Here is a 13,462-nt window from a genome sequence, read left to right on the forward strand (position 1 = left end):
GGGAACTCAGCGCGCCCCGATCGCCGTGCGGCGCTTCAGACGCCCCAGACTTTCCAGCGCGGGCGCGTGGACTTCAGCGCCGTCTCCATCTGCGCATACAAAGTGCGCGTGGCGCCCTGCGCGGCGCCGCGTGTCCGCGCCTTGTCGAAGTAAGCCAGCGCGGTCTCGCGCTGCTGCACGCCGAGTGCCGACTCGACCACGCGCAGGCATACCTCGGCATCCCAGTCGTCGCGCACGGCAAAGGCGGCGGCGAAGTCCGCCATGGCCGCCTCATGGCGCCGCGCGGCGTTGTGGACCAGGCCGCGCTGGAGGCGCGGACCGGCCTGGTCGTCGGGATCGCCCTCGGTCAGCGCGACCGCCTGCTCGAACATCGGCAGCGCGCGCTCCGGATCGCCCAGCTCGCGCCAAAGCAGCCCGAAGCGGTTGTACAGCCAGGCGTCCTCGACCAGAAGCGCGCGGCGCTGCTGGGCCTCGATCTCGGCCAGCGCGTCGGCACGGTCATGTTCGTCCATGCGGGCCATCTGCGCCTGCAGCAGCACGGCGAAGTGTGCGCGCGCATGCGCCATGGGGTGCGCGGCTTCGCTGCGGGCCTCTACCGGCAGCGCATCCAGGCGCGCGTCCATATGCGCCATCGCGGCGCGCGCGGCCTCGGTCGGTTCGGCGCCACCCATGGCCTTCCAGGCCGCGATCAGGCGGCTGAAGGCCCAGGTGACATCGGCCGGGTTGCGCTCGAGCGGGTAGCGGTTGAGCACTTCGCCGGCCAGCTCGACCACCTTGCTGTGCTGGCCCGCGCCGGCATGGCAGTCGAGCAGGTCGATCCAGTGGTCGATGAACTCGCTGGCGGCCATCCCCTGGCGATGCAGCGCGATGCGCTCTTCCAGGTGAGCGGCATCGGCGGGCAGGCTGCGCGCCAGCAGGCGGCACAACAAGGAATACACGTGCGGATCGGCATTGCCGCCGTGCCCCGCGGCATCGCCCTGGCCGGTGGCGAAATACTGGTCGTAGCACGTCACGCCGCGGCGGCACGCGGCCACCAGCGCGGGGCGCAGCGCTGCCTCGGCAGCTGGAACTTCGTCGATGAACTCGCCCAGCGCCATGGCGGCGCGGTAGTAGGCGGCGCCGTCATCGGACTTGTCGGTGATGGCAAAGCGCAGCCAGGGCTCCCGTTCGGCATCCTGCGCGCCGGCCTTGGCCAGTTGATGGCGCCAGGCCAGTTCGCGTACCTGGGCCTGCGGGTCAGGCACCTGGCGCAGGTAGACGGCCAGATCGTCGAGCGCGCCCTGCGTGTCGCCAACGCCCCAGCGCAGCGGCGCGCGCAGCCGGCGCGCCTCGGGATGGTCAGGATGCTCGGCCAGCACCCGGGCGGCCTGGTCGGCGGCGAGCGCGTCGCCGGCGTCAGCGTCGAGCTGCAGCAGCTGCGGGTTGTCCAGCGCCACGCGGCCCAGGCAGACGCGCATCAGCGGCTCCACCGGCACGCCGGCGGCCTTGGCACGGGCAATGTAGTCCTGCGCCAGCGGCGCGATGTCTTCCGCGCCCAGGTCGGGATTGCGGAACATCAGATCGTGCCAGTAGCGTGCCGCGCCAGCCATATCGTTCATGCGCAGCGCGGCCAGGCCGGCGTGGAAATGCGCCGGCCATTCGCCCGACAGCAAGCCGCTGCGCTGCGCGGCCTCGTGCAGCCACGGGCGCGCCTCGGCGTCGCGGCCCACGCTCATCAGCATGGCGCCGTAGCGGTGCGCGATCACGCCGCGCGAGGCCCAGCGGTGCGGCGGCTGCAGAGGCAGGCTGTCCACGCGCCCAAGTGCCTCGTCCAGCACGGCGAATGCCGCGGCGGCATCGCCGTTGTCGAAGTGCAGCCGCGCGCGCAGCGTGACGAAATCGACCACCTCGGGCCGGGCCTGCGCGAGCTGGTCGGCGATCTGCAGGGCTTCGGCAAAGCGGCCCAGGTTGGCAAGCTCGATGGCGTGGTCGTAGCTGACTTCCGGCACGGACACGTACTGCTCCTTCTGCATTTTGGTAAGCGAGTGCGGGATTATGCGCCATGAGGGCGATCCGCATCCGGACAACCATCGGCACAGTGGCCGCTTTTTTTAGCCTGCGCACCAAAAACAAAACGCCACCCGAGGGTGGCGTCCTGCCTGGCGGGCATGGATGGCTTACTTGCCGCCAACCGTTTCCAGCACGGTCCACTTGCCGCCCACCACCTTGTAGACGGTGATGCCGCCGTCCTTCAGGTCGCCGCGGGCGTCATAGGCCAGCGTCCTGGTGGTCACGCCCTGCATGCTGGTCGCGGCCAGCACCGGCAGGTAGCGCGCCGGATCGGCCGAACCGGCCTTGACCATCGCGGTCATCATCGCGGTGGCGCCGTCATACGAATACGGCGAGTAGGTCTGCACCTTGGAGCCGAAGCGCTTCTCGTACTTCTTCTCATAGGCGGCGCCGCCCGGCATCTGCTCCAGCGGCAGGCCTGCCAGCGACACCACGGTGCCTTCGGCGGCAGGGCCGGCCAGCTTCAGGAAGTTGTCGGTCTTGGACATTTCGCCCGACACCAGCGGAGCCTTGATGCCCAGTTCCTTGACCTGCTTGGCCATCGGCGCGGACTGGGTTTCGGCGCCGCCGTAGAAGATGATGTCCGGGTTGCTGCGCTTGATGTTGGTCAGCACGGCCTTGAAGTCCACCGCCTTGTCGTTGGTGAACTCGCGGCGAACGATCTTGCCGCCGGCGGCCTTGGCGGCCTTCTCGAACTCGTCGGCCAGGCCCTGGCCGTACGCGGTGCGGTCATCGACGATGGCGATGTTCTTCGCGCCCAGCTTCTTCACCACAAAGGCGCCGATCACCGAACCCTGCTGGGTGTCGGAGGTCATCATGCGGAAGGTGGTCTTGAAACCCTGCTTGGTGTATTCGGGCGCGGTCGCCATGGCGATCTGCGGAATGCCGGCACGGTTGTAGACCATCGACGCCGGAATGGTGGTGCCCGAGTTGAAGTGGCCGAGCATGCCCTGGATACCGCCGTCGACCAGCTTCTGCGCGACCACCGAACCGGTCTTGGGGTCGGCCTGGTCGTCTTCGGAGACCAGCACGAACTTGACTTCCTTGCCGCCGATCTTGGGCTTGGTGGCGTTCATGTCCTCGATCGCGAGGACGATGCCGTTCTGCATGTCCTTGCCGTACTGGGCCTGGCCGCCGGTCATCGGGCCGGCATAGCCCAGCTTGATTTCCTGTGCCTGCGCGAAGGCGGCGGAGGCGGCGGTCAGGCCGGCCAGGGTCAGGGCAACGGTCAGTGCCGTCTTGTGGAATGTCGAGCTCATCAGATCTCCTTGGGTCCCAATTGGTGCCACGCTGTGCCGCGGGGGTGCCGGTATGGCTCCCTGAGCGGCGTATTTTTCGAGGTGCGGCCTGGCAGTGCCGCGCCCTCCTTGGTATGCGCGCCGGGGGCAGGATCGCCGCCACCGGTGCGCGCTTCGACAAGACGCGCGTCCGAGAGTGCCTCAGCCGATCGTCATCAAACTTGCATTGCCGCCCGCGGCGGCGGTGTTGACCGACAGCGAGCGCTCGATCAGCAGGCGGTCGAGCGCGACGGTCGGCTCGCCTTGCGCCAGCCCCTGCACGCCGATGATCGGCCCCGGGCGCGCCGCCACCTGCTCGCACACCGTGCGCAGCTGGTCTGAGTCGCCGTGGTGCAGCACCGCATCGATGGCGATGTCCGCGGCGGTCCAGTCAGCCACCATGCGGACGCGCGATTGTACGCCCTTAGGCAGGCGCGCAAACAGCCCCCGCGCAACAGGGTTTTCCGGCCATACGGCGCGCGCGCCGACGGTCAGCACGGCGGCCAGCTGCACCGCCAGGTCGGCTTCCTGCGCGGCCAGGCACAGCACGTGAGCGCGCGGCAGCAGCGTGTAGGTGTTGCGCTCGCCGGTGGGGCCGGGCAGCGTCACCGCCAGGCCCGACGGCGATGCCTCGGCAAAGCGCGCGCAGGCGTCGGCGACCGCGGGCAGCTCGGTGGCGGCCCAGTTGCGGAAGGCTTCGGCGGCGCGCGCTGCTTCATCGTCCGGGCCGACCATCTCGGCGTGGCTCGTCACATCTGCCGCGCGCACGCTGCGTGCCACCGCGTCCTGCGGACACACCGACAGCAGCCGGTGCAGGTAGAGCGGGCCGCCCGCCTTGGGTCCGGTGCCCGACAGTGCCTCGCCACCGAACGGCTGCACGCCCACCACCGCGCCGACGATGTTGCGGTTCACGTACAGGTTGCCCACATGGGCGCGGCTGACGATAAACGAGATGGTTTCGTCGATGCGGGTATGAATGCCCAGCGTCAGGCCGTAGTTGGTGCCGTTGATCTGGCTGACCATGGTGTCGAGCGCGGCGCGCGGGAAGCGCACCACGTGCAGCACCGGGCCGAACACTTCGCGCTTCAGTTCCTCGATGCTGTCCAGCTCGATCAGCGTCGGCGGCACGAAGGTGCCATTGCGGCAGCTGGCGCCCTGCGCGGCGTTGGGGTCGGCCTGATGGACGCGGCGGCCCTTGGCACGCATGGCGTCGATATGGCGCACGATGTTGGCGCGCGCCTCTTCGTCGATCACCGGGCCGACGTCGGTGGACAGGCGATCCGGGTTGGCCATGGTCAGTTCCTGCATCGCGCCCTTGAGCATCTCCAGCACGCGGTCAGCCACGTCCTCCTGCAGGCACAGCACGCGCAGCGCCGAACAGCGCTGGCCGGCCGAGTCGAAGGCGGAGTTGACCACGTCGCCGACCACCTGCTCGGCCAGCGCCGAGGAGTCGACGATCATCGCGTTCTGGCCGCCGGTCTCGGCGATCAGCGGGATCGGACGGCCGGCGGCGTCAAGACGGCCGGCGACATTGCGTTGCAGGATGCGCGCGACCTCGGTCGAGCCGGTGAACATCACGCCCTTGATGCGGGCATCGCCCACCAGCGCGGCACCGACGGTCTCGCCGCGGCCCGGCAGCAGCTGCACCGCGCCGGCCGGAACGCCGGCGTCGCGCAGCAGCTTCACCGCGGCGGCGGCGATCAGCGGGGTCTGCTCGGCGGGCTTGGCCAGCACCGGGTTGCCGGCGGCCAGCGCCGCGGCGACCTGCCCGGTGAAGATCGCCAGCGGGAAATTCCACGGGCTGATGCACACCACCGGGCCCAGCGGGCGATGGGTCTCGTTGTCGAAGCCGCGGCGAATCTCGGCGGCGTAGTAGCGCAGGAAGTCCACCGCCTCGCGCACTTCGGCGATGGCGTTGGAGAAGGTCTTGCCGGCCTCGCGCATGATGATGCCCATCAGCGACTGCATCTGGGCTTCCATCAGGTCCGCGGCGCGCTCGAGCGCGGCGGCGCGCACGTCCGGGGGCGTGGCTTGCCAGATCGGTGCGGCATTGACGGCGGCCTGCAGCGCGGCGTCGACGTCGGCCTGGCTGGCTTCGGTGACCTGGCCGACCACGTCACGGTGGTCGGCGGGGTTCAGCACCGGCGTGGTGATGGCGTCGGCCGAGCGCGGCGAATCGGCGACCAGCGCGGCGCCCAGCATCGGCTCGGCAACCTGGCGCTCGCTGGTGCCCGCCAGCAAGGCCGACGACAGCGACGCCAGCCGGTGTTCATTGGCCAGGTCGATGCCGGCGGAATTGGGACGGCTCTTGCCGTACAGCGTGCGTGGCGACGGGATGCGCGGATGCGGCAGGCCCAGCGTGCCTTCGTCGCGGTGCATGGCCTCGACCACGGCAACGGGGTCGGCAACCAGCTCGTCCAGCGAGATGGTGTCGTCGGCGATGCGGTTCACGAACGAGGTGTTGGCGCCGTTCTCCAGCAGGCGGCGCACCAGGTAGGCCAGCAGCGTCTCATGTGTGCCGACCGGCGCGTAGATGCGGCACGGGCGGTTGAACTTGCCGTCGGCGGTGGGGCCGACCACCTGGTCGTACAGCGGCTCGCCCATGCCGTGCAGGCACTGGAACTCGTACTGGCCTGGATAGTAGCTGTGGCCGGCGATCTGATAGATGGCCGACAGGGTATGCGCGTTGTGCGTCGCGAACTGCGGATAGATCGCGTCCGGCACCGACAGCAGCTTGCGCGCGCAGGCCACGTACGACACATCGGTGTAGACCTTGCGCGTGTAGACCGGATAGCCTTCCAGGCCTTCCACCTGGCCGCGCTTGATCTCGCTGTCCCAATAGGCGCCCTTGACCAGCCGGATCATCAGGCGGTGGCGGCTGCGGCGGGCCAGGTCGATCAGGTAGTCGATCACGAACGGGCAGCGCTTCTGGTAGCCCTGCACCACGAAGCCGATGCCATTCCAGCCGGCCAGCTCGGGCTCGAAGCACAGGCGCTCCAGCAGGTCGAGCGAGATCTCCAGGCGGTCGGCTTCCTCGGCATCGATATTGATGCCGATGTCGTACTGGCGCGCCAGCAGCGTCAGCGACTTCAGGCGCTCGTACAGTTCGCCGATCACGCGCTCGTGCTGGGCACGGCTGTAGCGCGGATGCAGCGCCGACAGCTTGATCGAGATGCCCGGGCCTTCATAGATGCCACGGCCGCGCGAGGCCTGGCCGATAGCGTGGATGGCCTGCTCGTACGACGCCAGGTAGCGCACGGCGTCAGCCTCGGTCATGGCCGCTTCGCCCAGCATGTCGTAGGAGTAGCGGAAGCCCTGCGCCTCGTACTTGCGCGCGTTGGCGAGCGCCTCGGAAATGGTCTCGCCGGTCACGAACTGCTCGCCCATCAGGCGCATCGCCATGTCCACGCCCTTGCGGATCAGCGGCTCGCCGCCCTTGCCGATAATGCGCGTGAGCGCCTTGGTCAGGCCCGATTCGGTATGCGTGGCGACCAGCTTGCCGGTCAGCAGCAAGCCCCAGGTGGCGGCGTTGACGAACAGCGACGGGCTCTGGCCCAGGTGCGACTGCCAGTTGGCGCCGCTGATCTTGTCGCGGATCAGCGCGTCACGCGTGGCCTTGTCGGGAATGCGCAGCAGCGCCTCGGCCAGGCACATCAGCGCCACGCCTTCCTGCGACGACAGCGAGAATTCCTGGATCAGGCCCTGCACCAGGCCTTCGCGGCCCGTGCCGACCTTCTGCTCGCGCAGCCGCATGGCCAGCGTCTTGGCCATCTTGATGGCGGCCTCGGCCTGCTGCTGCGGCAGGCGCGCCTGTTCCAGCAGCACCGGCACGCAGTCGGTCTCGGGACGGCGGTAGGCGGAGGTAATGGCGGCTCGCAGCACGGATTGGGGCTGGATGCTCTGGGCGAATTCCAGGAACGGCTGCGGCGCGCCGTCGGCAGGGACCAGGTCCGAGGCGTCGGCACCATCGGTGTCGGCCGAGCCGGCGGCGCTGGTCTCGTGCGGCAGGTGCCCGCGCTCGACTTGCTCCAGGTAAGTGAAGATGGCCTGCTTGATCAGCCAGTGCGGGGTGCGGTCGATGGATTGGGCGACTCGCTTGAGGCGTTCGCGCGAGGCGTCGTCGAGCTTGACGCCGAGAGTGGTGGTGGCCATGCGGGCAGTTCTCCGAAAAAACTGGGGCGCCGCCGGTATTGCCGCGCCGATGCCGCGGGCATGGACGCACGACCGGCCGCAGCCTGTGAGCTGGCGCGATCTTACTCCCGAAAAACCTAAGGGTGCAACCCAGTGCAACCCTAACGTTAACCCTGACAAATGGGTTGCACCTGCGCAGCTCGCCGCCGCCGGCTCATATCCGGAGGGGGTCGATTTCCAGCTGCCAGCGCACCCCTTTCACCTCGGTTCCCACCTCTGCGAAAGTCTGCACCCACTCAGCCATAAACCGTTGCAGCGCCGGCCTGGAAGTCGCCTCGACCAGCATCTGGGCGCGCTCGCGGTAGGCGATGCGCACCATCGACATCGGCACCGGGTCGTGCAGTTGCACCTCGGCCGCCAGCTGGCACGAATCGGCGTGCCGCCGCGCTGCCTGCAGGAACTGCAGGGCCCGCTCCAACTCGCCGTGCTCCGCGGTGACCAGCACCTGGAAGCAGAACGGGGGCAACCCGGCCTGGCGCCGCTCCCGCAACTGGCTGGCTGCGAATCCATCATAGTCATGGCGCGTCAGCGCCTGCAATGCCGGGGTGTCCGGGTAACGGGTCTGGATCAGCACCTCGCCCGGCAGCCCGGCGCGTCCGGCGCGCCCCGCCACCTGCATCAGCGATGCGAACAGGTGTTCGGCGGCGCGGAAATCGTGGCTGAACATGGCGGCGTCCGGGTGCACGATGCCGACCAGCGTCACGCGCTGGAAGTCATGGCCCTTCGCGACCATCTGGGTGCCTACCAGGATATCGACTTCACCCGCATGGACTTCGTCGAACATTGCCTGTGCGCTGCCTTTGCGCCGGGTGGAGTCGGCGTCGATGCGCGCGATGCGCGCCTGCGGGAAGCGTGATGCCAGCGCTTCCTCAATGCGCTGGGTGCCGCGGCCGAGCGGCGCGACATCGACATTGCCGCAGTCCGGGCAGTGGTGCGGCACCGGCGCCTCCAGCCCGCAGTGGTGGCAGCGCAGGCGCCGCTCGGGCCGGTGCAGTACCAGGTATGCCGAGCAGCGTGGGCAACCGGACAGCCAGCCGCAGCTGTCGCAGGCAATGACCGGCGCGTAGCCACGGCGATTCAGGAACAGCAGGCTCTGCTCGCCGCGTGACAGCCGGGCATCTATCGCTTCGAGCAGCGGCATCGACAGGCCTTCGAACAGTGCACGCTGGCGTTGGCGCTCATGGTTCAGGTCGACCAGGCGCACGGTGGGCAGCGCTGCATCGGCCTGGGCGCGCTCGCGCAGCACCAGCTTGCGGTAGGTGCCCTGCCCTGCCCGCCACCACGTTTCCATCGACGGCGTGGCCGAACCCAGCACGACCGCGATGCCGCGCTGCTTGGCGCGCCACACCGCCAGGTCGCGGGCCGAGTAGCGCAGCCCTTCCTGCTGCTTGTAGGAGGTATCGTGCTCCTCGTCGACCACGATCAGTGCCAGCGCCGGCAGCGACGCCATCACGGCCATGCGCGTGCCCAGCACGATACGAGCCTCGCCGCGGTGCGCGGCCAGCCACTGCAGGCTGCGCTCCTGGTCAGCCAGGCCGCTGTGCAGCACCGCCAGCGGCAGGTGCGGGAAGCGCGCGGCAATGCGCGTCTGCAACTGGGGCGTCAGGTTGATTTCGGGTACCAGCATCAGCACCTGGGAGTGCGGGTCGCGCTCCAGCACGGCCTGCATCGCGTGCAGGTAGACCTCGGTCTTTCCGCTGCCGGTAACGCCGTGCAACAGGAACGGAGCGAAACCCTGTGCTTCGGCGATCGCCTGCACCGCGGCGCGCTGCTCGTCGTGCAAGGCGGGGGCCGCGGACGGCGCCTGCATCGGCGCGGTCGCCAGCAACCGCCGGGCGGTGCGATCGGCGCCGACCCAGCCGGCGGCCTGCCATTCGGCCAGCCGGACCGGTGCCGCCGCGCACAGCGCGCGCGCATCGGCCAGCGCCAGTGGCGTGCCAGCGGCCGCGCGTTCGGCGAGCGCCTGCGCCAGCGCCCGCACGCTGCGGGCCCGCGGCGGCACGGCGGCGAGCAAGTTATCCACATGCACGGGCAATACGCGGTATTCGTCGGTGCGGGCACGCTGTGCCAGGCCTGGCCAGCTGTCGGCTTCGCGCAACGCCGGCGGCAGCGCCGGCAGCATGACTTCGCCCAGGCGGCGCTGGTAGTAGCGCGCCGCAAACGCGGCCAGCGCGATCCAGTCGGGCGACAACGGCGACATCCAGTCCAGGCGCTGCGCTATCGGGCGCAGCCGGTCGGGCGGCACATCGGAGGCGGCAGCGCGCTCTACGGCTACGCCAACCAGGCTGCGGCGGCCAAAAGGCACCACCACCAGATCGCCGGGGGCGACCTCCGGCGTCGCCAGGTAGTCGAAACAATCGTCGGCGGGGGTGTCCAGCGCCACGCGCACAATCGGCAGAGCGATGGCGGGGTCGCCACTCGATATGGCGGTGGCGCCGCTATCGTCCGCCATCGGACCAGACCTGGTGCACCCCGATTGCGCACTCGCTGTGCACGAGGCGGCAGCACGGCAGGCGCAGGCGTTTTTGGGTGCGGCGCAACATCAACTTAAAGTAAAACTTCAAATGTGGCCCTAAGTCGATGATAGATGACTGGTTTTCCACTAATTACATTGCCCCTGTGGATAACTTTGTTGAAAAGTCGCTCGCGATAGCCCGGAAGGCCCGGGGATCAAGGGATCCACCGGCATCGGTCCGCGCTTTGCAATTCTTCCAAATCCTTAAAAATCAAGAACTTGCAAAATCCCCCGGATAGGTTAAGGCGTTACCCTCTCTTGCACTGCGGCAAACCTATCGGTGTGCATAAGTCAAGCCCCGAGAATCAACTCCGGGCACCTTTTTGGCGAATGGTGGCAAAAAAGTTAACTTGACAGGCGTAACGGCGCGGCTCCCGCATCACCGGGTGTGTGCAGGCGCGTTTCGCTGCAGCGCGGGGCGCCGCGAGCCGCGCCGCGCCGCCGTATATCACCCGGGTCACTTCTGCGCGGTGCGCAGCTTGCGGCTGTATGCGTGTACTTCGTCGACCAGCACGGTGACATGCTCGGGCGGGGTGAACTGCGAGATGCCGTGGCCAAGGTTGAACACGTGGCCATCGCTGCCGCCGCCCGCCGCGTAGCTGTCCAGCACACCACGCACCTGCTCGCGGATCGCCGCCTCGGGCGCGAACAGCACGGTGGGGTCGATATTTCCCTGCAGGGCCACGCGAGCGCCGGTACGGCGGCGCGCCTCGGCCAGGTTGACGGTCCAGTCCAGCCCGATCGCGTCGGCGCCGGTATCGGCCAGCGCCTCGAGCCACAGTCCGCCGCCCTTGGTAAAGAGGATCGCCGGCACCTGCTCGCCGGCGTGCTCGCGCTTCAGTCCCGCAAGCACGCGGCGCATATAGGCCAGCGAGAACGCCTGGTACATGCCGTCGGCGAGCGCACCGCCCCAGGTGTCGAAGATCATCACTGCCTGCGCGCCCGCCTCGATCTGGGCGTTCAGATATGCCGAGACGGCCTGCGCGTTGAGGTCGAGGATGCGGTGCATCAGGTCCGGGCGGCCATACATCATCGCCTTGACCTTGCGGAAGTCGTCCGAGCCGCCGCCTTCGACCATATAGCACGCCAGCGTCCACGGGCTGCCCGAAAAGCCGATCAGCGGGACGCGCTGGCGGCCGTCCTGCACCAGCGCCCGGCGAATCTCGCTGACCGCGTCGAACACGTACTGCAGCGTGGACATGTCCGGCACCGCCAGCTTCTGCACGTCGGCTTCGGTGCGCAGCGGATGCGCGAAGCGCGGACCTTCGCCCTGGGCAAACGAGAGGCCGAGGCCCATTGCATCGGGCACGGTCAGGATGTCGGAGAACAGGATGGCCGCGTCCAGCGGATAGCGGTCCAGCGGCTGCAGGGTCACCTCGGTGGCGTAGGCCGGATTTTTGGCCAGCCCGAGAAAGCTACCGGCGCGCGCCCGCGTGGCGTTGTATTCGGGCAGGTAACGGCCTGCCTGGCGCATCAGCCACAGCGGCGTGTATTCGGTGGGCTGGCGGCGCAGCGCGCGCAGGAAGGTATCGTTCTGCAGTGCGGTCATGGTCATCCTCGTAAGACCGCCATTCTAAGGGATGGGCGGCGCGCGCCGGCGCTTCAGGGTACGGTCCGAATGTACTCTGGGTGCACGCCTGATGCGCCGTGACCACGCTCAGGACTCGTCGAGCAGGTCGCGGAAGACGCCGGCAGCACGCCGCATCCATTCGCGCGCACGCTGGGCTTCAGGCTGCAGCCGCGCAAAGCCATGGACCATGCCGCTGGCCTCGATGGTAATCACCGGGGCATCGTGGCGCACCAGGAAGTCGGCATAGGCCAGTCCGTCGTCGCGCAGCACGTCATGGGCCGCGACCAGGATCACCGTCGCGGGCGGCCGAACTGGCGCTGCGGCCATCAGGTGCACGCGCGGGTCGGGATGCGCCGCCCCTTGTGCGAGCGCCTCGGCGCCGATGAACTGGGTCCAGAACCAGGTCATTTCGTCGCGCGTCAGGCCGGGACCGTCGGCAAAGGCACGGTAGCTTTCCGTGGCCAGTACCGGCGCCGCGACCGGGTAGATCAGCAGTTGTGCGTCGACCCGCACCGCGTTGCCGCCGTTGAGCTGCTGTGCGGCCTGCGCCGCCAGATGGCCACCCGCGCTGTCGCCGGCAAGCGCCAGGAAGCCTGGTGCCAGGCCTAGCGCCTGCCGCTGGCCCGCCAGCCACGCCACCGCGTCCACTGCGTCTTCGCAAGGCGCCGGGAATGGATGCTCGGGCGCCAGCCGGTAGTCGACGCTGACCACCGCGCAACCGGTATCCGCGGCAAGCAATGCCGCCACGATGTGGTGGGTCTGCGGTGAGCCGATGACCCAGCCACCTCCATGGAAGTACACGATCAGCCGCTGCCTGACCTCGCCCTGCGGCCGGAACAGCCGCGCGCCAAGGGTGCGCCCCGGCAACGGAATCTGCAGCTCCTGCACGGCGACGCCCTCGGGGTCCGGCAGCCTCGAAGTCGCGGCGATCTCAGCGAAGCGAGCGCGGCGCGCGCCGGCGTCGGCAGGCGCGGGCACGCCGGCATAGCGCTCGGCCAAGCGGCGATAGTAGGCAGTCAGTTCGGGATCGATGGCCATGGTTGCGAGGGCTTGTAAGAATGAAAACGGGCCAATGCCGGCGCGGGTTGGCGCAACTTAGCGCGGCGCCAATGCGCGCGTCAGCTCGATCTTGCTGCAGCAGTCCTGGACCGCTAGGAGTCCCGCGGCAGCGGCGCGGCGCACCGCTTCGTCATTGACGATGCCAAGCTGCAGCCAGACCCCGCGCGCACCGATTGCGATGGCGTCATTGACCACCCCGGGCGTGTCCTCGGCACGGCGGAAGATGTCGACCCACTCAATGCGCGCGCCCTCGGCGCTCATCGCCTCGGCGGCTTGCTGCAGACTGGGGTGACAGGTTTCGCCCAGGATGCGCTCGCCAGCGTGGCGTGGATTCACCGGCACGATACGAAAGCCGTGGCACTGCAGGAACTCCGCCACCTCATGGCTGGCCCGCTCCGGCCGGTCGGACAGGCCGACCACGGCCACGGTCTTCATCGCCAGCATGGCATGTATCGCTGGCTGCATCTCTGGGTGCATTACGGCTCCGGCTGTGAATAACTGCGGGATAAGTCTTGGGATAACGGCTGCACAACTGCAGGATAACCAGGGACAAGCGTGCCGCTTCGGTCGGCCGGAGGCTGGCCAGCACGGCGAACGTAGCCAATCGTAACCGCGAATCGCCACATGGACATGGTGCGAGAGCGAACACGGAAAACGAACCGGAAATGATACGCTACAGGCACGTTATAGCGGCGAACGTGATCGTAACTTGCATAAAAGTGGCGCACACGTCGGCCATTTGCGCCCGCGGCTTTCATCTTCTTGCAAAACGATACATTTTGTTACTGCCATGCCGGGGAG

The 13,462-nt window shown here is 68.5% G+C and carries 7 protein-coding genes; all 7 read right to left on the reverse strand.

Going from position 1 to position 13,462, the window contains the following annotated elements; genetic code table 11:
* Positions 1 to 35: 35 nt before the first annotated feature.
* Positions 36 to 1,994: a tetratricopeptide repeat protein gene (locus J8I82_RS24385; protein ID WP_209761423.1), complete on the reverse strand. Its 1,959-nt coding sequence runs from the start codon at positions 1,992 to 1,994 to the stop codon at positions 36 to 38.
* A gap of 162 nt (positions 1,995 to 2,156) precedes the next feature.
* A complete protein-coding gene (locus tag J8I82_RS24390; RefSeq protein ID WP_209761424.1) occupies positions 2,157 to 3,308 on the reverse strand; it encodes a branched-chain amino acid ABC transporter substrate-binding protein in 1,152 nt (383 codons plus the stop codon).
* A 180-nt stretch (positions 3,309 to 3,488) separates the two neighbouring features.
* Positions 3,489 to 7,478 carry a trifunctional transcriptional regulator/proline dehydrogenase/L-glutamate gamma-semialdehyde dehydrogenase gene (gene putA / locus J8I82_RS24395; RefSeq protein ID WP_209761425.1) on the reverse strand — a complete coding sequence of 1,330 codons (3,990 nt, stop codon included), beginning with the start codon at positions 7,476 to 7,478 and terminating at the stop codon, positions 3,489 to 3,491.
* A gap of 193 nt (positions 7,479 to 7,671) precedes the next feature.
* Positions 7,672 to 9,969 carry a primosomal protein N' gene (locus J8I82_RS24400; RefSeq protein ID WP_209761426.1) on the reverse strand — a complete coding sequence of 766 codons (2,298 nt, stop codon included), beginning with the start codon at positions 9,967 to 9,969 and terminating at the stop codon, positions 7,672 to 7,674.
* A 520-nt stretch (positions 9,970 to 10,489) separates the two neighbouring features.
* Positions 10,490 to 11,587, reverse strand: a complete 1,098-nt coding sequence (gene hemE / locus J8I82_RS24405; protein WP_209761427.1) for a uroporphyrinogen decarboxylase — start codon at positions 11,585 to 11,587, stop codon at positions 10,490 to 10,492.
* A 102-nt stretch (positions 11,588 to 11,689) separates the two neighbouring features.
* Positions 11,690 to 12,640: an alpha/beta hydrolase gene (locus J8I82_RS24410; RefSeq protein ID WP_209761428.1), complete on the reverse strand. Its 951-nt coding sequence runs from the start codon at positions 12,638 to 12,640 to the stop codon at positions 11,690 to 11,692.
* 57 nt (positions 12,641 to 12,697) lie between these two features.
* The gene (locus J8I82_RS24415; RefSeq protein ID WP_209761429.1) at positions 12,698 to 13,138 is read right to left on the reverse strand and encodes a CoA-binding protein; all 441 of its coding nucleotides are present in this window, start codon (positions 13,136 to 13,138) and stop codon (positions 12,698 to 12,700) included.
* Positions 13,139 to 13,462 lie beyond the last annotated feature (324 nt).

The sequence above is a fragment of the Cupriavidus consociatus genome, from assembly GCF_017814975.1.
Lineage (GTDB): Bacteria > Pseudomonadota > Gammaproteobacteria > Burkholderiales > Burkholderiaceae > Cupriavidus > Cupriavidus consociatus.